General features: G+C 43.4%; 19 protein-coding genes and 2 pseudogenes. 10 read left to right on the plus strand and 11 right to left on the minus strand.

The window, feature by feature from the left end:
- Positions 1-17: 17 nt before the first annotated feature.
- From ACBP55_RS29425 to ACBP55_RS29435, 3 genes and pseudogenes are all read right to left on the minus strand, one after another.
- A pseudogene (locus ACBP55_RS29425) lies at positions 18-1644 on the minus strand (ABC transporter substrate-binding protein).
- Between the two features lie 130 nt (positions 1645-1774).
- Positions 1775-3553, minus strand: coding sequence for a cache domain-containing sensor histidine kinase (locus ACBP55_RS29430; RefSeq protein ID WP_464646706.1), 1779 nt, complete (start codon positions 3551-3553; stop codon positions 1775-1777).
- On the minus strand, positions 3531-5081 hold the full coding sequence (locus ACBP55_RS29435) for a response regulator transcription factor (RefSeq protein ID WP_464646708.1): 1551 nt from the start codon (positions 5079-5081) through the stop codon (positions 3531-3533). Before ACBP55_RS29435 ends, ACBP55_RS29430 begins: the two co-directional genes overlap by 23 nt.
- A 178-nt stretch (positions 5082-5259) precedes the next feature.
- Between ACBP55_RS29435 and ACBP55_RS29440 the strand changes: the two genes are divergently transcribed.
- Together ACBP55_RS29440 and ACBP55_RS29445 are read left to right on the plus strand one after the other, a co-directional pair.
- On the plus strand, positions 5260-6231 hold the full coding sequence (locus ACBP55_RS29440) for an ABC transporter permease (RefSeq protein WP_464646710.1): 972 nt from the start codon (positions 5260-5262) through the stop codon (positions 6229-6231).
- 19 nt (positions 6232-6250) lie between these two features.
- Complete coding sequence (locus tag ACBP55_RS29445; protein WP_464646712.1) at positions 6251-7144, plus strand: carbohydrate ABC transporter permease; 894 nt, start codon at positions 6251-6253, stop codon at positions 7142-7144.
- A gap of 144 nt (positions 7145-7288) precedes the next feature.
- On the opposite strand, the gene ACBP55_RS29450 is transcribed toward ACBP55_RS29445, so the two are convergent.
- Together ACBP55_RS29450 and ACBP55_RS29455 are read right to left on the minus strand one after the other, a co-directional pair.
- Positions 7289-7408: a hypothetical protein gene (locus ACBP55_RS29450; RefSeq protein ID WP_464646714.1), complete on the minus strand. Its 120-nt coding sequence runs from the start codon at positions 7406-7408 to the stop codon at positions 7289-7291.
- A gap of 32 nt (positions 7409-7440) precedes the next feature.
- Positions 7441-7794, minus strand: a pseudogene (locus tag ACBP55_RS29455) (IS6 family transposase); the annotation flags it as partial.
- Positions 7795-7972: 178 nt separating this feature from the next.
- Here ACBP55_RS29455 and ACBP55_RS29460 point away from each other — a divergent pair.
- The 5 genes from ACBP55_RS29460 (at position 7973) to ACBP55_RS29480 (ending at position 11694) form a co-directional block, all read left to right on the plus strand.
- Positions 7973-9004, plus strand: coding sequence for a GntR family transcriptional regulator (locus tag ACBP55_RS29460; RefSeq protein ID WP_464646716.1), 1032 nt, complete (start codon positions 7973-7975; stop codon positions 9002-9004).
- A gap of 9 nt (positions 9005-9013) precedes the next feature.
- The gene (locus ACBP55_RS29465; protein ID WP_464646718.1) at positions 9014-10492 is read left to right on the plus strand and encodes an alpha-N-arabinofuranosidase; all 1479 of its coding nucleotides are present in this window, start codon (positions 9014-9016) and stop codon (positions 10490-10492) included.
- Positions 10493-10506: 14 nt separating this feature from the next.
- On the plus strand, positions 10507-10791 hold the full coding sequence (locus ACBP55_RS29470) for a DUF6171 family protein (protein ID WP_464646720.1): 285 nt from the start codon (positions 10507-10509) through the stop codon (positions 10789-10791).
- Between the two features lie 136 nt (positions 10792-10927).
- Positions 10928-11404, plus strand: coding sequence for an AraC family ligand binding domain-containing protein (locus ACBP55_RS29475; protein WP_464646722.1), 477 nt, complete (start codon positions 10928-10930; stop codon positions 11402-11404).
- The gene (locus ACBP55_RS29480; protein WP_464646724.1) at positions 11401-11694 is read left to right on the plus strand and encodes a helix-turn-helix transcriptional regulator; all 294 of its coding nucleotides are present in this window, start codon (positions 11401-11403) and stop codon (positions 11692-11694) included. Before ACBP55_RS29475 ends, ACBP55_RS29480 begins: the two co-directional genes overlap by 4 nt.
- A 163-nt stretch (positions 11695-11857) precedes the next feature.
- Here ACBP55_RS29480 and ACBP55_RS29485 read toward each other — a convergent pair whose 3' ends face one another.
- Positions 11858-14644 carry a glycoside hydrolase family 3 C-terminal domain-containing protein gene (locus tag ACBP55_RS29485; RefSeq protein WP_464646726.1) on the minus strand — a complete coding sequence of 929 codons (2787 nt, stop codon included), beginning with the start codon at positions 14642-14644 and terminating at the stop codon, positions 11858-11860.
- A 439-nt stretch (positions 14645-15083) separates the two neighbouring features.
- Here ACBP55_RS29485 and ACBP55_RS29490 point away from each other — a divergent pair, with 439 nt between their 5' ends.
- The gene (locus ACBP55_RS29490) at positions 15084-15260 is read left to right on the plus strand and encodes a hypothetical protein (protein WP_464646730.1); all 177 of its coding nucleotides are present in this window, start codon (positions 15084-15086) and stop codon (positions 15258-15260) included.
- Between the two features lie 316 nt (positions 15261-15576).
- Here the strand turns inward: ACBP55_RS29490 and ACBP55_RS29495 are convergent, their stop codons facing one another.
- A complete protein-coding gene (locus ACBP55_RS29495) occupies positions 15577-16131 on the minus strand; it encodes a phytanoyl-CoA dioxygenase family protein (RefSeq protein WP_464646732.1) in 555 nt (184 codons plus the stop codon).
- The gene (locus tag ACBP55_RS29500; RefSeq protein WP_464646734.1) at positions 16112-16426 is read right to left on the minus strand and encodes a hypothetical protein; all 315 of its coding nucleotides are present in this window, start codon (positions 16424-16426) and stop codon (positions 16112-16114) included. The genes ACBP55_RS29495 and ACBP55_RS29500 overlap by 20 nt, the downstream gene beginning before the upstream one ends.
- A gap of 174 nt (positions 16427-16600) precedes the next feature.
- Here ACBP55_RS29500 and ACBP55_RS29505 point away from each other — a divergent pair, with 174 nt between their 5' ends.
- Positions 16601-17473: a helix-turn-helix domain-containing protein gene (locus ACBP55_RS29505; protein WP_464646736.1), complete on the plus strand. Its 873-nt coding sequence runs from the start codon at positions 16601-16603 to the stop codon at positions 17471-17473.
- Between the two features lie 71 nt (positions 17474-17544).
- Here the strand turns inward: ACBP55_RS29505 and ACBP55_RS29510 are convergent, their stop codons facing one another.
- Complete coding sequence (locus tag ACBP55_RS29510; protein ID WP_464646738.1) at positions 17545-18627, minus strand: Gfo/Idh/MocA family protein; 1083 nt, start codon at positions 18625-18627, stop codon at positions 17545-17547.
- Between the two features lie 190 nt (positions 18628-18817).
- Here ACBP55_RS29510 and ACBP55_RS29515 point away from each other — a divergent pair, with 190 nt between their 5' ends.
- Positions 18818-19918: a MerR family transcriptional regulator gene (locus ACBP55_RS29515; RefSeq protein ID WP_464646739.1), complete on the plus strand. Its 1101-nt coding sequence runs from the start codon at positions 18818-18820 to the stop codon at positions 19916-19918.
- Between the two features lie 34 nt (positions 19919-19952).
- On the opposite strand, the gene ACBP55_RS29520 is transcribed toward ACBP55_RS29515, so the two are convergent.
- Both ACBP55_RS29520 and pnpS read right to left on the minus strand, forming a co-directional pair.
- On the minus strand, positions 19953-20669 hold the full coding sequence (locus tag ACBP55_RS29520) for a response regulator transcription factor (RefSeq protein ID WP_029197063.1): 717 nt from the start codon (positions 20667-20669) through the stop codon (positions 19953-19955).
- 96 nt (positions 20670-20765) lie between these two features.
- A complete protein-coding gene (gene pnpS, locus ACBP55_RS29525) occupies positions 20766-22562 on the minus strand; it encodes a two-component system histidine kinase PnpS (protein ID WP_464646741.1) in 1797 nt (598 codons plus the stop codon).
- Between the last annotated feature and the right edge of the window lie 110 nt (positions 22563-22672).

Genomic DNA, 22672 nt, shown 5'->3' on the forward strand with positions numbered 1-22672 from the left:
CACCTGCTTGTTAGACTTTATTTCCACAATTCCATACGTTTTTTATAGTTGTCGTTGTACACTTGCTCCAGCTTGGACAGACCTGCTGCTTCTGCTTCTTTTATCATTTGATTGTACAAATCGGTTACTTCTTGCCCCGAAGGAGCCAATGCCATTTTCAAATAATATTTTTTAATGGTTTCGTTTACTCTTTGATCCATGATCGCTTCCGGTGTTCCTCCAGCAGGTCCTAAGCTATCGTAAGGCGCAGTGTCATAGGAGGTATCTGCCAGATTCTTAATCGCTAAATCTGTTGTAGGATCTGTTTTATATCGACCTATTAAGTCATACGGCGTTCCGTCCGAACCCGGACCATTTTTGATTGCCCAAGTCCATTTACGAATTCCTGTGCTTTTGGATGCTTCATTCCAATCTTTCGTGAATGCGTCGAGTACTTCTTGACGAGGCACGTGTTTGCCATTTTTCATATCCCAGTCTTTACCTTCAATACCCCACATCAACAAATACTGTCCTTCTTCGCTTGCCAAGAAGTCCAACATTTTAATCGTTCTAACAGGATCCTTGTTCGTTTTGGAGATCGCAACGCCATCCCAACCTAATGAGCTTCTTTGGTCCGTATGTTGTTTGATCCGCATTAACACCGGGAGCTAATACTTTATATTGATATAATTGTCTTTCGTCTTTGTTCGTTCCTTCTTTCGCATCCGCTTTGAGCAATGTATTCGGAGCGCCAACATTCCAGGACGCATTCGCTGTTGCAAATACATTACCCGCAGCAATTTTCTGCTCGTATTGTTTTGTTTTAAGTGTTGCCCATTCTTTGTCGATCAGCCCTTTGGTATATAACGAATTGATAAACTTCATCATGTCCAGATAACGAGGATCGCGAATATCTTTTTTCAATTCACCATTCACTTCATAATAAGGCTTCATGCCGAACATCCCTTTGAATGTCCATTGAACACTACCAATGTCTTCTCCGTTCAGTGTCATCGGAATGGAAGGTTTACCGTCAATCGTTGGATACTTCTCTTTAAATTTAACGAGCAGGTCTTCGAACTCCTGCGATGTAAATGGCTTGCCATTATTCACTTTGTCGCCAACACCCAATTCTTTCATGATGTCCATTCGCATCAGGAATCCGAATACAGGGTACTTCTCTAACCCATACCAATTCGCCAAGTAGTAGTTCTTTCCATCCTCGCTTCTCGTCTTTTTCAATGTGTCTCCGTACATTTTCTTGATGTTCGGACCATACTTATCGATGAGATCATTCAAAGGTATAATAGCGCTTGTCGCAATATATTTGTTCATGATATCGCTTCCACGATCCAGCATGAGTACGTCAGGCAAATCATTACTTGCCAGCATCAAGTTTAATTTCTCAAGCGGATTGCCTGTCGGTTGTTGAATTTCAACCGTGACGCCTGTCTTTTCCGTGATCGCTTTAGCAACTGGATTCGTAAATGGATCTCCTGTGTTTTTGTCGAACCATTTCAACTGAATTGGAGATTTATCATTCGTTGACGCCTTAGTTGTACTTCCTGGTGATGGTTGGTTCCCATTTAAAGCCGTCTTCTCTCCACATCCTGCAAGCATGGTTAGCACTACTGCTGCCGTCAATACTACATTTAACTTCTTCATACATTTGCCCCTTTCTAAAGTTAGCAATGATGTTTGTGCTGTGATCTAAATTTAGTATAAGAAGCTTTGACCAGTTTATCTATATCGCAATGTTACTATTCATAATGGAAAGCGTCTTTCATATTTCACTTCAATCATATCTTTTGGGAATGCGTACGCTGACCGACGTACCGATCCCTAGCCGACTGAACACCACTACGCCATATTGCTCCCCATACGTAAGCTTGATTCGATCATCTACATTTTTGATGCCGTATCCCGAAAGATTATTAGCCTTATGAAATGCCGTTTCTAAACTTCCCAATGACATGCCTATCCCATCATCAATGATCTGGAACAGGATGTCATTCTCATCTGACTTCAACTTTACGATAATATTAATCCCCGATTCATGACAAATCGCGTGATTAATACAGTTCTCGATAAACGGTTGAAGAATTAACTTTATCGTGGTGTATTTAAACAACGCTTCATCCAAATCATAATGCATGTGTAACATGCCTCTGAACCGAATCTCCTGAATGGAAATATAATTTTTTACAAGATTGATTTCCTGATCTACAAGTATGATACGCTTCCCTTTATTCAGTGAAACACGGTAATATTTTGCCAAATGGTTGACCATTTGATACACCTGTGTGCCTCCTTCCTTCAGCGCTAAAGAAGAGATAGAGGCCAACGTATTATACAAGAAATGAGGATTGATCTGTGCTTGTAGCGTCGTCAATTCCGCTTCTTTAGTCGAGATCTCTTTCACATAGACATCATCAATTAATTCTTGAATCTTGGAAGCCATCTTATTGAATGCGAACGAGAGCTGACCAATTTCATCGTGTCCCATGAACTGAACGGATACTTGGAAGTCACCGCGTTCTACCTTGCGAATTTGAAGCAGAAGCTGCTCAATTCTTTTGGTAATGACCTTCGTGGTTAAATAAATGAGTAGAATTGAAGCAGCGAACGCGATGACTGAAATCCAAATCAACCGCGTTGTAGCCTTATTCGTATTGGCAAGCAATTCGCTATAAGCTACGGTAATGACGATCTTCCAGCCGTTGCTTAATTGCTTGTACGTAAAGAATCTCTTTTCTCCATGGATCAGGCTGTCGAACTTGCCGGACGAGGATACCATTTTATTTTGGATAGGGAAGCTGTCATACAGAGATTTAGAAATCATGCCTTTATCTGAAGATGTAAGGATACTCCCATACGAATCAATGATATACACGCTTTTATTATTATTTTCCTTATCCATCAATGAATACAATTCTTCGTTGCTGATATTGATGGTTAATATACCATAGGGATGCGTCAGACTAATATAACTCAACGACCTGGCAAGCGTGATGGAATGGTCACCTGTATGCTGTTCATTCGTTTGCGTGTAAATCGTATCTCCTGCAGCTTGAATAGCCTTTAATTTAATATCATTCGGCAGTTCTTCCATGTACTTAATAAAAACACTGTCCGAATACAGCGTTTTATTATCCGTGAATATCGTAATCCCCTTTACATTAGAATTAAGCGTCATCATTTCGGAAAATGTTCGGTTAATATATTCAAAAGCATCTAAATAATAAAAAGCTCGTTCATAGTTATTCAATAAATAATTTCGAAGCTGGGAATCCATATATAACAGATTCGAAAGCTGATGATAGTAATCCAGCCGATTCTCGATATTCGCATTAATTTGATTCAATGTTGCGCTTAGATTGGAATAAGTCTGCTCTGTAATTTGATCTCTGGTCGAAGTGTAAGAATAATAAATCAACAGCGAAAACGGGATTATTGAAATCAATAGGAAAATAAAGAAGAACTTATTCCTTAACCGCAAGTTAGAGATTAACCCCATTTTGCTGTTCAAATTTCTCCAGAATCGTAACTTCTCATAAGTTCTTTCGATATTCATTGGGGGTAACTCCTTGGCTCTTTAGAAATAACGAAATAAAGTACGAGGTGCTTTCATAGCCGACCTTTTGGGCGATATCTTGAACCTTGAGAGAAGGGTCACTAAGCATTTCCTTTGCTTTTTCCAATCGAATCTTTGTTAAGTAATCGTGAATAGTCGTACCTGTCTTTTCTTTAAATATCGAACGCATATAATTCGGAGATAAATACACTTGGCTCGATAAGCTTGTAATTGTTATTTGTTCATGATACGTATTTTGAATGATCGAACTCACCTGATGCACCAACTTCAAATTTTTATCCGTAAACCGATCTTTCAACGAATCGATGGTATGCTTTAACGTTTGCGTAACAGCTTCCTCAATTTCCTGGATCGTCTTGCAATCATAAATGGAATGATATAAATCCGTTCTGGTTCCCGCATTCGCATCTGCGTTCTGAGTACGTATTTGCTCATTTAATCGATCGATTAGATCAATGGCCCAATCATAAATATACTTTTTACGGATTCGCAGACGAACTAACCTTAAGAAATATTCATGTAGAATAGGAACGATCTGATCTTCATGAAGCTCCTTAACCGCTTCAAATAGTTCGCCTTCCGAGAATGGCGGGATTTGATCACTATCGAAATTCACCTGAATATCGCTAGCATATATGACATTCCCATAGCCCGAATAAAACTGTTCACTTTGAACCTTTTTGGTATGTTCATATAACGAATAGATGTTGATAAGCTCATCGTACCTTTCACTTACCGCAATCGTTACCGTGAAAGGTAGTGTTTGTTGAATGGCTTGTAGCAAACTGTCCCATAGATCTCTATCGATATTACGCTGCTCAGCATCAATAAGAATTGCCAATTCGCCCTCTTTGAGCGATATATAGGTCCCATGAATGCTGCTCTCTTTACAGAATTGATCCGTAAAAGCACTTAGCTGAATGATGGCATCATCAATAAAAATTTCAAGTTCCTGCAAGTGATCGTCATCGATACTACAAAGCACGAGCGTGAAAGATGTCGGCGCTATTCTTCGTTCCAATCGGTAGAAGCTGTTTACTAAATTATCTTTTCTTTCCTTACTTTTTTCATACATTAATTCTTTAATAATATGGGCCTTCGTGACTTGGATCGATGTGTTCTTGAGGTGTACTTCTTCGCACTTCTCTTTCACTTTATCCATGACGATAACAATCTCTTCGAGATCAAGCGGTTTCAATAAATAGCCTACTGCCCCTACGTTTAGCGCAGATTTCACATAGGCAAACTCATCATGTCCCGTGAGAAAGACAATTTTCATCCAGTCAAATTGTTCGTTTACAAGCTTCGCTAGCTCTATTCCATTCATTATTGGCATTTGGACATCGGTGAGAATGATATCCGGTTGAATCACTTGTATTTTTTCGATGGCGTCCTTGCCATTGACGGCTGTGCCCGCAACATAGATTCCCATCTCGTTCCAGCGAATGATATCTCGCATCATTTCTAATTCAATTTCCTCGTCGTCAACTAGAAAAATGCTGTACATGATGTTCCACCCCTTGTCGATGTGCTTACAACTTATTATACCAATCTAATATATCGTTTCTGAATCCCCTTTTAAAATGAAAGTTATTTTCAAGCATGATTCGGTACATTATCATATCGACTCACTTTTTTGCAGGTTTTATAATTTTAGATATAACAAGAACTGAGAGGTGTCACGAATGCAAACTAACATGAATGTACACGAAGGAAGAGAACTCAAGATTCCTCGACGTAGAATTTGGTCCATATTTAAAGCGCAAAGATACCTTTTCCTCATGATGCTGCCTGCATTAATTTGGGCTGTTTTGTTCGCTTATACGCCAATGATTGGTTTGTACATGGCTTTTGTCAATTTCCAGCCCAGTCTCGGCGGATTTTGGTCCACTTTATTCCATAGTAAATTTGTTGGATTATATTGGTTCAATTATTTCTTTACGAACGGTGATTTTCTGCAAATTATGCGTAATACGTTGGCTTCAACGCTAATTACGATATTATTCTCATTCCCCATGCCCATTATTATCGCTATCGCAATTAATGAAATTAAGAGCGTCAGCTTTAAGAAGACGGTGCAGACCGCTTCGTACTTGCCTTACTTTATTTCCTGGGTTATCGCAGCGAACATCATTGTAACACTTTTATCTTCAGACGGAGCAATCAACGGTTTGCTCAAGTTTTTCCACATTTCGAATGAAAGCATACTGTTCTTGCAAAATGGCAGGTACTTCTGGTGGATCGTAGCCTTAGGAAATACGTGGAAAGACATGGGATATAGCTCGATTATGTACTTGGCGGCGATTTCCTCGATCAATCCTGAGTTATATGAAGCTGCAAAAGTTGACGGTGCCAATCGATTTAAGCAAATTCGTTATATTACGTTGCCTCACTTGAAACCAACCATTGTCATTCTGCTTATTCTAGCACTTGGCGGGATATTGAATGCCGGTTTTGATCAACACTTTTTATTAGGAAATGAACTTACGAAAGACTACTCCGATGTATTGTCTACCTACTCGTTCCGTTATGGTATTCAAAACGGCATGTTCTCTTATGCATCTGCAGTGGGAATGTTTAGTTCTGTCGTTGCCTTCATCATTGTAATTATCGTGAATTTCATTGCTAAAAAAGTAAACGGCCAGTCACTATTCTAGTCTACTTGGAGGGACAAGCATGAAAAGCAAAAAAAGTATGGCTGAACGCCTATTCGACATTTCCTTATATGTCTTTCTAACCTTTATATTTTTCGTTACCTTTTATCCATTTTGGAATATTCTCGTTATCTCTTTGAACGATGCGACCGACTCGCTGCGCGGAGGTTTATTTTTCTGGCCAAGAGAGGTCACCTTTCAGAGCTATGTTACGATTTTCCGAAATCCGGAAATTTGGAGCGCCATTCGCGTCACCGTACTACGTACTGTGATCGGGACAGCAATATCCATCTTCTGCATTTCCATGCTTGCTTACACACTCAGTAAGCGTCATCTGCTAGGTTGGAAATTCTTCTCGTTCTTCTTCGTACTCACGATGTATTTCGGCGGTGGACTGATCCCTACTTACATGGTTATCAAATCACTTGGATTAATTGATTCGTTCTGGGTGTTCATATTCCCAGGTTTAATCGGCGTATTTTTGATGATTCTTGTCCGTACCTTTATCGAGCAACTGCCGGTCGAAATTGAAGAGTCTGCCAAAATGGATGGCGCGAATGAACTGCAAATTTACTTTCGCATGATCCTTCCGCTCTGTGTTCCTGTTCTAGCAACAATTGGTTTATTCCTGGCCATTGGGCACTGGAACTCATGGTATGACTCCTATATTTATACCTACAAGCCAGAGTTAAAGACATTACCAGCCGTCTTGGTAAAAATATTGAATCAATTCCAAACCACAGGTATGATGTCCGACGCTCAACAGCTCGCTCAAAGCTCTACACGCGTTCCGGTATCAAGCGAAAGTATTCGTATGGCTGTCACCATGGTTGCTACGTTGCCGATCGTTCTCGTCTATCCATTCCTTCAGAAGTATTTTGTTAAAGGGATGATGATGGGCGCGATTAAGAGTTAACATTGCGACATCTTCTGAAGGGGCTATCCTATAGGTCTTTTAAGAAAGCCCCTCTGATGAGGGGCTTTTGCTATGCGTCTGACGCCGCGGTTAAGGGGAATCGTATGCTTACCGTTGTCCCTTTATTATCCTCACTCTGAATACTCAATTCCCCTTATACATATGTACGAACTGCTTGGCGATGGATAATCCGAGTCCGGTGCCGGCAATTTCCCGATTTCTCGATGGGTCTACGCGATAAAATTGATCAAATACATACGGCAAGTCGGCTTTTATCCTGCACCGAATATTTCAAACCTAGCTGCCGAAATATCACGATTTTCAAATAACATGAAATCAATCGTTTTCCCCATAGAATCATCTGCCCGATATAAATACTTCCATTGACCTTTTACTTTGATGTAGGTTTCGTCCGCACGCCACGAATCGTTTGAGGGTTTCAAATAGCTTCGGATTCGTTTATCTATTTCGGGCCCAAACTCATGGACCCATCTCATGATCGTTGTATGGGATATCTTTAAACCCCGCTCACTCATCATTTCTACAATGTCTCGGTAGCTTAAACTATATTTTAGATACCATCTCACGGTTAGTAAGATGATTGCTGATTCATATTGCTTCCATTTAAATAAATCCAATTTGGTTTCCATACTAAGTTGCTCCATCCCATGACTTCATTTTCAATTACGTTATCATGAATTAGAGCTTTGCACCACAACCTGAAAAATCACACAACCAACAAAATAATGATGGACTAACTCCGTCCCAAGTGGTATCTTATTGGTATTAAATAGTTTCGAATTTGGTATTGAATGGTGGTCATTTTGCATGGAAAAATCTCCGCTTGTCAAAGAAAAACTGATCGAACAGCTGCGCCATCAGATTCAATCCTTACAAACTGATCAACTTGTTAAGATTCCTTCTGAGCGTGATTTGGCCGAAAGCTTTGATGCTAGCCGAGTTAGCGTACGTGCTGCGATTAAAACTCTCGTTAACGAGGGCCTATTGGTTCAACTGCGCGGCAAAGGAACTTATATTGTCCCTTCTATCCTCTTAGAAACGTTGTATGTATTGTGCTCTCGGGATATTAAAGGAAATGACCCCTTCTATACGAATTTCCTTGTTGAGATCACCAACTTGGCTGCCAAACAAGCCATTAAGATCTCTATGGTTAACCCTGAACATCCTATGGAATCTTCTATTCCTAGTCCGCTTGTTATCATCGGTCAGATCGATGACGAGACATTAGATGAGCTCAAGGCAGCATCCGGCCAGCTATTTTCCATTCAACGTTATGCGCATCGCGATGATATCATCCAAATTTACTTTGATGACTATCGCATCGGCAGCAAAGCCGCCAAAACGCTTTACGACAGTGGACATCGTACTTTCACACTTCTTGGAGGACCTGATAAATACGACTCTTCTCGCTTAAGAAAGCAAGGCTTTCTAGAGTATTGCCAGCATCAAGGTGTCGACGTACAGGTCATTACCGAGAAAATGAATTGGGAAGGCGGACGGCGAGCAGCCGACACGTTGCTTTCAGTCGGTCTTACAGATGCCATTTTTGCCGTCAACGATTGGATGGCTGCTGGATTCATTCAAGGCTTACGCGAAAATGGTTATCAGGTGCCAGCGGATGTTTCCGTTATCGGATGCGATGATATTCCACTCGCTGCTCAAATTTCTCCACGACTTACGACTTTTAGTTTAGATGCTAAGCATTTAGTTGAGGAAGTCCTGCTTTCAGCGATTCATCGAAACATTTCCAATCAGACTGATTCTAAGGAACAAATCGTACTTTCGGCTGCTTACGTTAGTCGTGAGTCGGTTGCCAATATCAAACTATTAAGGGAGTAGATACCTACTATGGCCAAGCTCATAATAAACGCGGATTCACCGAAAGGCACGATCGATCGTAATATTTATGGTCATTTCTCTGAACACCTGGGACGTTGTATTTATGAAGGGATCTGGGTTGGTCTGGATTCTCCGATTCCGAACACGGAAGGTATGCGAAACGATGTGATCGAAGCTTTGAAAAAACTGCAAATTCCTGTTTTGCGTTGGCCGGGCGGGTGTTTTGCCGATGAATATCACTGGAAAGATGGCGTAGGTCCAGCTGAGAAACGTAAGCGGATGATTAATACGCACTGGGGCGGTGTCTTGGAAAACAACCATTTCGGGACACATGAATTCTTGCGATTATGCGAGCTAATTGAAGCGGAGCCTTACATCAGCGGAAATGTTGGAAGCGGTACCGTTGCTGAAATGTCCGAATGGGTTGAGTACATGACCTTTGATGGCGAGTCACCCATGGCGAACTGGCGTCAGGAGAATGGTCGTGAAAAACCGTGGAAGCTTACCTATTTTGGCGTAGGGAATGAGAACTGGGGCTGCGGCGGTGACATGCGTCCGGAATATTACGCTGATCTTTACCGCAGATATGCGTGTTACGTGCGAAATTATGGGGATAACCGTATTTTCAAAATCGCTTGCGGTGCAAATAGTGCCGACTACAATTGGACGGAAGTATTAATGAGAGAAGCCGCCAAATATATGGATGGTTTAAGTCTTCATTACTATACCCTTCCTACTGGGAATTGGAAGGATAAAGGCTCCGCAACAGACTTTGGGGAACTAGAATGGTTCCAAACCCTTGAGAAAACCTTATTTATGGACGAACTCATTACACGCCATGATACCATTATGACCAAATATGATCCTGAGAAACGAGTTGCCCTCATTGTCGATGAATGGGGAACATGGTTCAATGTAGAGCCTGGAACGAATCCTGGCTTCTTATATCAACAGAATACGATGCGTGATGCGCTCGTCGCCGGAATTAATTTGAACATTTTCCATAAGCATAGTGATCGTGTTCGCATGGCAAACATTGCTCAGGTCGTGAATGTCCTGCAATCTGTCATATTAACCGAAGGCGCCGACATGCTTCTTACACCTACTTATCATGTCTTTGATATGTACAAGGTTCATCAAGGTGCTAGCCTTATTAGCACTCATGCAGAAAGCCCATCTTATGAGATGGATGGTAAAAGAATCGATCAACTCAGCGTATCCGCCTCCTTAGATACGGCTAACCAATTACATATTTCGCTTTGTAATCTGCACCATTCGGAGCATCTTGAAGTAAACTGTGATGTTCGCGGACGTACGGTGAGATCTGTCACGGGTCGTATTCTAACCTCAGACAACATTCAATCACATAACACCTTCGATGAACCTGAAACGGTAAAACTAACGAATTTCACCAACTACAGGTTTGAAAATGATCAGCTCATCGTTACACTTCCTGCCAAATCCGTTGTCACGCTTCGTCTTTCTTAGGGAGCTTATCCGATATGGAGAGCCAGAATAACGAAATGGAAGCTATGCCTGCATGCAAAGGTTGTTCCGCAACGGTACATGTGACGCCTGAAGAAATCGCCAAGCTTTTTGGCGAAACGCTCAAAGTACGTAATCTTAAGCTGACTACGGAAGAGGAGTATGATCGTCGTATCGCGATTTGCAAGGGCTGCAAAGACTATCAATTCGGAACAACATGCCGCTTTTGCGGTTGTCTCATGGCCATTAAAGCCAAACTAACGGCTGCCCGTTGCCCGGCCCCGCAAGGGAGCAGATGGTAACTCACTCAAGAAAAAGCTCGCCCCCCTTTTCAAAATATGAGGGGAGCGAGCTTTTTAATTTGCTGCACGACTATAAACCAATGGATTTAACGCAGTCGCCGCCAAATCACCTGGTCGAATACCGGGGATGAAGCCAATGTATCTATGTAAAGACACCGAATCCATGCTTAATGAAGTCCTGAATGTCATTCATGGACCTGCCGCCTGCTTCAAGCTTCAATATTGGGGAGTTAACCCTTGCCTGTTTGATAATCAACCCCATAAGCATTCTTTCTTTGAGGTTTGCTATATCTTGGATGGTGAGGGTGAGTATACGGAAAAAGGTGTTGTCTATCCGCTCAGGGCAGGTACACACTTTTGTTCGAGACCGGGGATTAATCATCAAATTCGTACGAAAGAGGGCTTATTTATTGTTTATGTTGCATTCGAATTAGATGAAACACAAAGCGATGATACTATGCGTGAAGCCTTCAGCGATCTAGCTGAGCATGCCGAGGTTTGCATTCATGAAGCAGATCATCACCCAACTGCCCACTTGTGGAAGTCACTCTTGATTCGAGAAGGAAAGGGGAGCTTACCGCCTGCTGCAGCGCGCCAAGCTTTATATCAGTGATAACTTATCCCAGACCGCTTCAACTGGGGCATGTCGCTGGCTATCTCAACGTCTCCGAACGTCATCTATCACGCTTGTTCTCTGAGGGCATACACGAGACTTTCACCGACTTCATTCGAAGTGAACGCATACGTCAAGCGGCCCACCTGCTTCTGACAAGCGAGCTTTCCATTAAAGAAATTGCCGAAGTCACAGGCTTTTCTTTTGTCCATTATTTTTCTCGTACTTTTATGGAAGAGAAGAAGTTACCACCAGGCAAATTCCGCCAACAGGAAAAGAATCGTTTGTAAGCTTTTAATCAGGCTAACCCAAAAAAAGCACCCTCATCGGGTGCTTCTTCATTGTATGGAGGTGAGCCGTGGCTGTACAAACCCACAATTCACCGCCACGTGTCGACTTCGTCGTCTGGCGAGGCAGTTTGGCCGCTTAATCAGCTCATTGCCGTTCCTACATTTACACTTGTTTAAATTCGATCCAGTCGATCTGCAAGCCTGGTTTAACGAAATCCAATTTCAATTCATAAAGGCCAGCTTCCAGTTCGATTTTTACAAGCTTCTGTCTGATCCATTTGCCTTCCGTCCCATTCGTTTGAATGGTCGTCATCAATTGATCGTTCAGGCTCACATTACAAGCACTTTGAGCGAGTTCGGGTTCTGGCGACATGATGTGGACGATGATCCGGTATTGGCCAGCCTGATCCACTTTCACATAGGTGGCCCCGGCCTTGGCAGGGTTAACCTGTGCATTTTCGGATAGTGCCTGCGCCCGCTCTAGTGAAAGAGATGGATTTGCCTTGAATGCAGCAATCGATTCTATCATCTCGTGTTTTCTGGAGAACACCGGTGCGTGCATGATGAACTCGCAGATATTCATGGCGGAGCGCTGAAGTTCCCCACGGGTTAACGAACCATTTTCCAGAGATTCGATCGTATTGTCATCCCAATCGTTGATTTCTGCCCCATAGTTAGGAACAACCATGTACAAATCGTTTTGGGCACGGACCATCCAGTTCGTATGCTTCCGATCTGCAGCCCCTCCCTCGACGACATCGTTCATGATAGCCCACCAGTCCGTCATTACGATTCCTGTGAAGCCCCATTCCCCGCGAAGAATCGTGGTATTCAGATCATAATTGGACGCTGCCCAGTGCCCATTGATGGGATTATAGGAGGTCATAATCGAATTTGCGCCGCCTTGCTTCACCGCAATTTCAAAGCCTTTCAGATAAATCTCCCGCAGAGCGCGTTCGGAAACGACGGCATCTACCTTACTGCGATGCTTTTCCTGGTTGTTGCAGGCGAAGTGCTTCAGCGTAGCGTTAGAGCCGCCCTTCATAATGCCTCGCGTGCATGCAGCGGCAAATACTCCGGAAATCAGCGGATCTTCCGAAAAATACTCAAAGTTGCGTCCATTAAGCGGACTGCGCCGGATATTGAGGCCCGGCCCAAGCAAAGTGTCTACTTTGTTCCTTAGTAATTCCTGGCCTTCCATGACATACAGTTCTTCGACCAGCTCCGCATTCCAGGTGGCCGCGAGTAAGGTTCCGATGGCAACCTGAGTCGCCTTGTCCCCACTGTCCATACGAATCCCGGACGGACCATCTGCGGTACAAGCTACTGGAATACCGTAATTGAACAACTGATCGCTTACTCCCCCGAAAGCTGAAGCTGTACCCGGTGTAACCAACGGACTGCTCATGCCTTCTCCTCTGACGATCGCAGCCAGATCCTGATCGCTGAGCTGGGCGATGAAGGTTCCCATACCGATCTTTCCGTCCAAAACATCTCTTAATTGATGTCCCTGATTACCGGTCTGCTCCAAAGTTTCGGGAAGGTTCTTCTCGATCCGTTCCTCCATGGAAATCTTGCGCTTAGGTACCTCTACAAAAATAAGTTCATACGAACCGTCTTCCATACGAGCGCCCGGCTTCATTCTCGTAAAGTCTTCTGTTGGTGCCATCGCCTCTTGCAGCTGCTCCACAACTTGAAGAGTTTCCACAACATAGCCGCTTTGACCTTCCACGCCGACTTCCTCCACTTGTTTGACACTGGTTCCCACATACAAGCGGTACGCCCCGGCTTCCATCACATAAGCAGAAGAATGGCCCGTCACACCGGCGTCATCATAGGAGGCCATAGAATGAACAGGGAAGCTAACCGTAAGACACTGCGATTCGCCCGGCTGAAGGACTTTTGTTTTCCCAAATGCCGCCAGCGCTCTAGTCGGTTGCCCCAGCTTTCCTTGCGGCGCTTCGTAATAGACCTGCACGACCTCTTTTCCCGCAAAAGCAGCTCCCGTGTTGGTTACCGTTACACCGATTTCAACGTATGTTTCTCCTTCTTGGGTGGTTAGCTTGGCCTCTTGAGGCTCGACTTTAAATGAGGTATAAGAGATACCGTAACCAAACTCAAACTGCACCTTATCCGGGCAAAACGTCTCAAAATAACGATAGCCCACATAAATATCTTCCTGATACAAGTTCTTAAATTCATTACCATAATTGCGGGTCGATGGATAATCTTCTATAGAATAAGCAATCGTATCCGTTAATTTACCGCTCGGCGTCACCTCTCCTGCCAGTACATCGGCAATCGCATTGCCCCCTTCCATACCGCCCTGCCAAGAGTAAATAGCGCACGGAATCGGGTGTACATAACTATCATCGTTCAGCCAGCTCATATCAATAATATTCGATACATTCAGTATAACAACGGTTTGTTCAAAATAGGCAGTGACCTGCTTCAGCATTGCTTGTTCATCGGCTGTTAATTGGTAGCTGCCCGATGCGTCAGCATTATCCTGGTCTTCTCCAGCCGTACGGCCGATTACAACGACCGCCTTGCTCGATTGGCTCCTTGCCTTCGATACCTGTTCATCGGTTAAAGGCATTTCCTTCTGGTTCCACGGCTCTGCCGCCCATACTTTTCCGCCATCATCAAATGGATTTTGCTCAATCCACTTTTCATAAACAGCTGCCAGTTCTTCGTTGACGGTAAGGTTCTTTTTACTGCGAAGACCGTCCAACAAATTGGTCGTATAAGAAACATGGACACTCCCACCCGAACCTGTACCGCTGCGATAGTAATTAACTTGGGTTCTGCCAAAAATTGAAACGTTTTCGCCGTATCGAAGCGGAAGCACCTGATCTTCATTCTTCAACAGCACCGCGCCTTCTGCGGCTACCGTTCGACTAAATTCAGCAAAACCTTCTAATGGAACTCCCAGACTCTGTGTACTCATGTTGTTTCCTCCCGATTGTTGTCATTTCCATACATATTGTTAGCTCTATAGACAGGCATCTCTTCCCTTTCTCATAGAGCTAGTTTTTCGCAAACCTATGCATGTTCTCTATATAGTTCTTAAAAAAATAAATACTATAATATAACTATACAAGCACTGCTTCTAAAAAAGCAAAATCCACTTGACTTACTGTAGCTCCGCTAAAGGTTAAGATTCCACCATGAAAGCATGTCGAACCCCTGTCCAGAATTAAATGATAGTGGTATTAATCGGACACTGGTTCAGGTAAGCGAGGGGGGCCGAGTCCTGTCCGAAAATATCGCCACATAGGGCGTAACCCATTCCCTTTGTGTTAACAAGTTATTTACTTAGTGATAATACTCCAATCACATATGCACCGTACAATGAAATTATCTTAATGTGACGGAGGCATCCAAATATGACAGCAAAAATAATTTTTGCATTTACCTGTTTATTATCCCTATCCGTTTTAGGTGTAAGTGCAACAGAGAGTCATGTTGTTCGTCCGTACTCACCGGAATTTTATGACTCAACAGAACATTTTGAATACGAATTTGAGTGGTTAAATGGTAAAATCATAGCGAACCCTCAATAACTATCAATGGCTTCATGCAGTATGACACTATCGCGTATATCGAGCATCGCTACTTCTTTGAATTGAAATACTCTTTGTCTATTCTCAGCTGTTGCTTTAAAATCCTATTGAAGAGGAATATGATCGTCGTATCGCGATATGCGATGGCTGCAAAGACTATCAAATCGGAACAACATGCCGCTGGTGCGGTTGTCTCATGGCGATCAAGGCCAAACTAACAGCCGCCCGTTGCCCGGCTCCGCAAGGGAGTAAATGGTGACTCTTTTTATAACAAAGCTCGCTCCCCTTGTCAAAATATAAAGGGAGCGAGCTTTGTTTAATTTGCTGAGCGGCTGTAAACCAATGGATTTAACGAAGTTGCCGCCACATCGCCTGGTTGAATGCCGGGAAACCACGCTTTCAAATCATTCTCACGCGCTTTACTATCCGGCTCGGCTACTCTTATTCCGTCGGCATAATAAATCACGGTCATCACTTTACGCATGGTGTCCGTAGGGTTTCCAGGCGCACTGTGCAGTGTCCATCCGGAGTGAAACGTTGCATCGCCTGCCTCCATGGCACCGTGAGACATCGTTTCGAAGCCTTTGCCTTCAATGTAGCCAGCAAGCGTTCGGTGGGATTCGTCGGAAATGACCATTTTATTAATATAGCCCATAAGATGGGACTCCGATGCAAATGTCATAGATCCCACCTCTTGAGAAATGGGAACTAACGGCATCCACATGGTTATCGTCTTATCTGTATCGAGCGGCCAATAGATTTGATCTTGATGCCAAGGCGTATGGCCTCCGTGAGGTTCTTTAAACAGGGCTTGATCATGATAAATTCGTACCCCATCCACCCCCATTAAATCAGCCGCGATTTTTAGCAAATCGTTTAGCTAGCACGAATCGCCTTATCGCTTCACTTTTCTCCCACAGATTTGAGATTTGGATAAAGGCCTTCCCATACGTATCTCGCTGCTCGAGCGGCTTGTCATGCTTATTCAACTCTTTCACCAAGTGACTAATAACAGGCTCGTAGGAAGCGATTTCTGACTTGCTTGCGACCTGTCTAAGCGCAATATGTCCTTTTTTCTGAAAGCTTTCTATTTGCTGCGCAGACAATTCATAGTTGTCTTCCATAGAGGGTAAATCATTGCTATGATTTGTTTCCGGAATGCTCATCCTCTGCTCACCTCTTTGTATAATTATAGCTTTATTATAGGAGTCAAATGGTTCAAAATCTTTGTCAAACAAGGTTTTATTATTGTCAAAAACAACTGGATTAGATGTACATCGAAGTACTACAATAAGAGATAAGAAGAATTAATTTTCAATTGTGGAGAGAAGGATTCAAGCATGTACACCGAATTATTGAAACAACATTCGATTGTTCCTTTTGTTAGGCAAAGTGAGTTTGCTGTTCGTAAGCCGTGGTCTTATCCGGAGCGTAGGTTGCTTGATTATCTACTCGTTTATATTCAAGAGGGCACTTGCTGTTTTTGGGTAGATCATAAGAAATATATGTTTCAAGCCGGTCAATTCTGCCTCGTTCAACCGGGAAGTTTACTAACACTCGAAGGGCTGACTAACACCGTTACGCCTTTTATTCATTTTGATTTATGTTATAATTCCGAACGTGAAAACAGCTTCCCCACCCGACCCGGTCAGATTGATTTATCAGCTTATATGCACCTGATACAGCCAACAATCAACGATCTATATGGGATTCAAATGCCGACGCATGTCCATCCCTCCAACCCATCTAAATTAAAAGAAACTCTTTTTCAGGTTATTGAGTATGCCCAACAGCAGGACCCGCTCATACAGCTGAAAACCCAACATCTCGTTACGGAAATTATCATTTCGCTTCTTGAGACTTACTATCAGGCGACACAGACACTTGTACATTCGTTCAACTGGATTACTTCTTACTTTTCCAATCATCTAAGCGAACCCATTTCATTAGAGGATATGGCGAATCGAGCCAGCTTATCCGTTTCCAGATTCAGTTTCATGTTCAAACAGCGATACGGTATCTCGCCTCACCAGTATTTAATCAACATGCGGGTTAATCACGCCAAGGAACTGCTTACGAATACAGATCTTAGTCTCGAATCCATTGCACTCTATTGCGGTTTTGCTGATTTACATCATTTCTCCAAAATGTTTAAAAAAAGAACGGGCTCTACACCTGGTGAACATCGAAAAGCTAGCAAGAGCATTATTTAGCACAAAAAACCCCTTCCTCCGATAATCATATCGAAGAAGGGGATCCTTCATTTCCCAGGAAATAGTCGAAACTAGTCGAAATAAACGGCTTTCCCTGTTTTTGCTGATTCATAAATGGCTTCTAAGATTTCAGATACGACACATGCTTGCTCAGGAGTTACAACTGGATCTGTATCATTCTCGATCGCTTGAATCCATAGGCGCATTTCCAAATCCGGCGCACTTTCTGTTTCACCATCGTAGAAGGCTACTCCGCCAGCATTCAATTCAACTTCGGTCGTGTATAAACGGCTGTGCTTCTCACCATTAATGCGAAGTCCGCCTTTCATATCAGCGCCGCCCTCAGTTCCGCTAAGTGTACATTTCGCTTCATCCACTTCGAGTGTGTTCAGTGCCCAGCTTGATTCAAGAATAATCGTAGCTCCATTTTTCATTGTAATCATACCAAATGCGGAATCCTCAACGGTGAACTTGGAAGGATCCCAAGGTCCCCAAGCATTAGCTGCATTTTCACGCTGGGATAATTTATGATAAGAAGTACCTAGTACAACCTTCGGCTCATAGTTGTTCATCATCCACATGGTTAAATCCAGTGCATGCGTTCCGATATCGATCAGCGGGCCTCCGCCTTGCTTCTCTTCATCAAGGAAAACTCCCCAAGTAGGTACCGCGCGGCGACGAATCGCATGAGCCTTAGCGAAATAAATCTCACCTAGTTCGCCTTCCGAGCATAATTGGTGCAAATGTTGGCTATCGCCACGGAAGCGGTTGTTGTAACCAACTGTCAGCTTCTTACCCGTGCGCTTAGCTGCTTCCACCATACGGCGTGCATCTGCCGCTGTTTTTGCCATCGGTTTCTCAGACATAACGTGCTTGCCTGCTTCTAATGCAGCAATCGTGATTTCCGCATGCGAATCATTTGGCGTACAGACATGAACGATGTCAATGGAGCTGTCTTTCAGAACCTCGCGGTAATCTTCATATACACGAGCCTCTTCTTTGCCATACTTTGCAGCAGCTTCCTGCGCTTTTTCAGAAACGATGTCACAGAAAGCAACCATTTCTACATTCTTCAATTTGTTCAAACTTGGCATGTGCTTGCCATTGGCAATACCTCCACAACCAATAATGGCTATACGATACGTTTTTGACATGATAATCCTCCTTGGAGTTTTACTTTAGTAAAACTTCTTTCATAATATAAGCCTTAGATATGTATAACCGTTAGGCTTCTCACAATTGCTCATAGCTAGTACTATATAAGAGTATAACAAATACCAACAAAAATAAAATTTCTGATCTGGCGAAAATTGTATGCAATTGTGCCATGATGGAGGACCATACATGCTGATTAATGAAATTTCCCGTAAACTCGGCATCACAGCAAGAGCCATTCGCTTCTATGAGCAAAAAGGACTACTAACGCCTGCAAAGCAGAAAGAGAATGGCTATCGAATCTACACAGAACAAGATGCGTGGAGATTGCAAACCATTATTTCACTACGGGAAGTGGGAATGACACTCGAAGATATTCGTCAAACCTTAGCCCAAACCGATTTAAATCAACAAGAGGAGGTGCTAAGCGCCCTGCAAATGCAGCGTTCAATGCTGTTTCAACAATGGACAGAAATGAAACAAATCATCGGAACCATGGATCAGATGATCCATGCCGCTCAAGGAAGCAGCAATCTGCCGACTGAACTGCTTTACGAGCTAGCCCAGCAAAGCAAGGAGCTGCGAGACCTAAGGGGAAGCTGGCGCGACCATTGGGATTTCGATCGAAAGGCCCTACAGTTTGATGAGCTGCTCCAGCCTGCTTCCTCGTTTGTAGATACCACAGAAAACGGCCCGCTAAGCGACATCGATAGGAGCAGCCCTCCCATATATACAAGCTACGAGGCAGCATTAGACAAAATCGCCCAGCTTATCTCTCCTGCGCATGGCCTTAAGGGGCTTGATGTAGGAACAGGCACAGGCAACTTGGCCGGCAAGCTGCAGCAAATCGGCCTCACCTTGTCCGCGATCGACCAATCCAAGCAAATGCTCAAGCTTTGCGCGGCCAAATATGCGGACATCGAACTCAAGCTCGGCAATGTACTGGCCATTCCATTCATGGATAGTACATTTGATTATGTTGTCAGTTCATTTGCTCTTCATCATCTGACAGAAGCACAGAGAGAGCTTGCCTGGGGTGAAATGCTGCGGGTTTTGAAGCCGGGGGGAGTCATGTGCTTAGCCGATTATATGATGCAAGATCGAAATGAGGCTGATGCTTTTTTAGCCAACCTCATCTCATCTAAGGCTTCTAAGCTGCCTATGATGCATGAGCAGGTCGATCTCTACATGACGCATACCCATATAACGGAGTGGTTACTCTCTCATACAAGCCAAGTAAAATCAGAAGCATTGGGGAACAGCATCTACGTTGTTTATGCACAAAAATGAGCCTGGGCCGCTGTTAACCAGCACCCAAGGCTCATTATTTTTTGACCATACTCGCTACCAACTTGTATCCAACGCCGCGGATTGAATCAATTTGTACTGACTGTTGATTCATTTCCAGCTTCTTACGAAGCGAGCTTACATGAACATCTACGGTTCTCTGACCGCCAATATAGTCGAAACCCCAAACGATATTCATAAGATCGTCTCTTGTGACAACAACGCCCGGGCGCTGCACGAGATAAAGCAGGACCTCGAACTCCTTAGGTCTTAACGGAATGGAATCCCCATTCAGAACGACCTCATATTTCTCCGGATAAATGAACAATTCACCCGCCTGAATCACTTTCTCATTGCTCTTAAGTTTGTCCGCTGCCACGTCCTCCGATTGTGTTCTTCGCAGAACGGCAGAGACGCGGGCAAGCAATTCCGCTACTCCAAAGGGCTTCGTTATATAATCATCAGCACCGTGCTTAAGACCTTGCACTACTTCATCCTCGGCATTACGTGCCGTTAAAATAATAACTGGTGTGCTGTTCCCTTTCTGCCTTAGCTTCGCCAATACCTCGAATCCATTCAGTCCAGGCAGCATAATATCCAGAATAATTAAGTCGTAAGTTTGCTGTAACGCCTCTTGAAGTCCATCGCCACCATGATCGACAACCTTCGTATCATACCCGTCCTGAGATAGGTTGTACGAAAGCAATCGAGCTAATGTTGGCTCGTCTTCAATAACTAGTATTTTTTGTGCCATGGGATCCCCCGCGTTTACAGTTTATTTACATTGCACAACCTCATTTTACCACAAGTTTGTAAAAACAATGTAAATGTTTCATCATCGTCGTGTAAATTAGTGTATGACAGGCAATTCTATCGTGAATCTTGTGCCGACGCCAACCTCACTATCGACCCGAATTGTTCCTTTGTGCAGCTCAACTAAATGCTTCACAATCGATAATCCTAATCCCGTACCGCCTGAGCTTCTGGAGCGAGCTTTGTCTACACGATAGAATCTCTCGAAAATTCGCGGTAAATCCTTCTTAGGTATACCCATGCCCGTATCCGAAACAATTAACCGAAGCCGTTCATAATCCCCATCAGCATTCTTATCAAGCGGTTCTACACGCACTTTTACCTTGCCGCCATCATGGGTGTAAGTAATACCGTTGGAAAGCAGATTGATAATAATTTGCCGTAACCGGTCTTCATCCGCCTCGATATAGATATCGTCATCAACCTGCATACTTAGTTCAATATGCTTCTTCTCCGCTTCTTTTCGCAGCACACTTAACGATCTCTCTAGAAATTCAGGCAAGTAGATCGGCGAAAAATTCATCGGAATCCGCTTCGATTCAATTTTGGATAACTCCAGAATATCCCCAATCAATCGATTCAACCGCTCACTCTCATCAAAAATGATTTGTAAGAACGACACGGCCGTTTCCTTATCGTTAAGCGCACCAGCTAGCAGCGTTTCGGCAAAGCCTTTCACCGCGGCAATTGGCGTCTTTAATTCATGCGATACATTCGCTACGAATTCACTGCGCATCCTCTCAAGTCTGCGCACAGCCGTGATGTCGTGAATAACGATCAGAACACCTGACCATTCCTCATCTTCATGGGCAATCGGACTCAAATGAATATCGAGAATTCGCTCTGCCGGATAATAGAAAACCATCTCATCGCGAATCGGATCTTGTGACTCTATGCATTCTTGTATCAACTTTGTAAACTCATATTGCTGTTTGGCTTCATTATATTTCTTCCCCAGCAGCTCCTGAGAGGAGAAACCTAAAATGTATTCCGCAGCAGGATTTAAAAGTATAATCCGCTCTTCACGGTCAATCATCATAATTCCGCTCATCATATTTTCCATGACGCCTTGAAGCCTGCGTTCATTCTCCTGAATCCGTGCCATTTGCTGCTGCAAACTTTCTGACATGCGATTAATCGCCTGCCCCAGCTGTCCAACCTCATCATTATTATAAGTCGGAACACGAGATTGGTAATTCATATTCGTTATTTGCTGGGCTACTTTCGTCATCTTCTCAATAGGGTGAGTAATCCCTTTCGCAATCCGATAGCTAACGATTCCTGCGATCAGGAACAAAATGATCAACCCGGAAATCAGAAAATACCATAAGCTGCGAATCGACTTCCCTACCTGTTCCAAGCTCATGGAAATGCGTAAGAACCCTGTTGTCTCCTGCGCTTCATTCTTCACTGGAATAGCTGCATACAGCATATTTTCCTTCAGAGTATCACTGTAACGAGTCGTATAGCCGACTCCATTCGCAGCTGCCGATACAATTTCCGGCCGACTCAAGTGATTATCCATTTGTTCGGGTTTTTGATCAGAGTCGCCTAGGACTTTTCCGTCCGCTCGAACAAACGTCAATCTCTCATTCGTAACTCCTTTAAGGTGTATGGCTTGTTCCGTATAGTAAGCAATCAACTCTGCATCGGTTCCTTTACGGTTCCAATCGCCAGTTGCCGTTATGACTTGGAGCTCGCGTTCCATATTGTCCTGTAAAGACTTTATGTGAGAATTCTCAAGCACCTTAGCCATGAAAATGCCCGCAACCAGCATCGAACAACCAATCAATAAAATCAAAATAAAAGTTAGTTTGGCACGGAATTTAGTCATCTGATACAAGCCTCCGATGGTTAAGTCTGTCCATTTCATGGGTAAAAAACAAAAAGAAAAGGGCTACTCTTCATAGTAACCCTTTCTTCCATGCCTAATCCAGTATTTTT

This window comes from Paenibacillus sp. WG02, assembly GCF_055396115.1.

What these genes read in the sequence shown, in the direction of transcription:
- ACBP55_RS29520 (WP_029197063.1), bottom strand. Translation starts at nt 20,669, where the DNA reads ATGGCACAAAAAATACTAGTTATTGAAGACGAGCCAACATTAGCTCGA.
- ACBP55_RS29505 (WP_464646736.1), top strand. Translation starts at nt 16,601, where the DNA reads ATGTACACCGAATTATTGAAACAACATTCGATTGTTCCTTTTGTTAGG.
- ACBP55_RS29445 (WP_464646712.1), top strand. Translation starts at nt 6,251, where the DNA reads ATGAAAAGCAAAAAAAGTATGGCTGAACGCCTATTCGACATTTCCTTA.
- ACBP55_RS29470 (WP_464646720.1), top strand. Translation starts at nt 10,507, where the DNA reads ATGGAGAGCCAGAATAACGAAATGGAAGCTATGCCTGCATGCAAAGGT.
- ACBP55_RS29460 (WP_464646716.1), top strand. Translation starts at nt 7,973, where the DNA reads ATGGAAAAATCTCCGCTTGTCAAAGAAAAACTGATCGAACAGCTGCGC.
- pnpS (WP_464646741.1), bottom strand. Translation starts at nt 22,562, where the DNA reads ATGACTAAATTCCGTGCCAAACTAACTTTTATTTTGATTTTATTGATT.
- ACBP55_RS29515 (WP_464646739.1), top strand. Translation starts at nt 18,818, where the DNA reads ATGCTGATTAATGAAATTTCCCGTAAACTCGGCATCACAGCAAGAGCC.
- ACBP55_RS29490 (WP_464646730.1), top strand. Translation starts at nt 15,084, where the DNA reads ATGACAGCAAAAATAATTTTTGCATTTACCTGTTTATTATCCCTATCC.
- ACBP55_RS29440 (WP_464646710.1), top strand. Translation starts at nt 5,260, where the DNA reads ATGCAAACTAACATGAATGTACACGAAGGAAGAGAACTCAAGATTCCT.
- ACBP55_RS29485 (WP_464646726.1), bottom strand. Translation starts at nt 14,644, where the DNA reads ATGAGTACACAGAGTCTGGGAGTTCCATTAGAAGGTTTTGCTGAATTT.
- ACBP55_RS29435 (WP_464646708.1), bottom strand. Translation starts at nt 5,081, where the DNA reads ATGTACAGCATTTTTCTAGTTGACGACGAGGAAATTGAATTAGAAATG.
- ACBP55_RS29475 (WP_464646722.1), top strand. Translation starts at nt 10,928, where the DNA reads ATGTATCTATGTAAAGACACCGAATCCATGCTTAATGAAGTCCTGAAT.
- ACBP55_RS29430 (WP_464646706.1), bottom strand. Translation starts at nt 3,553, where the DNA reads ATGAATATCGAAAGAACTTATGAGAAGTTACGATTCTGGAGAAATTTG.
- ACBP55_RS29510 (WP_464646738.1), bottom strand. Translation starts at nt 18,627, where the DNA reads ATGTCAAAAACGTATCGTATAGCCATTATTGGTTGTGGAGGTATTGCC.
- ACBP55_RS29465 (WP_464646718.1), top strand. Translation starts at nt 9,014, where the DNA reads ATGGCCAAGCTCATAATAAACGCGGATTCACCGAAAGGCACGATCGAT.
- ACBP55_RS29500 (WP_464646734.1), bottom strand. Translation starts at nt 16,426, where the DNA reads ATGAGCATTCCGGAAACAAATCATAGCAATGATTTACCCTCTATGGAA.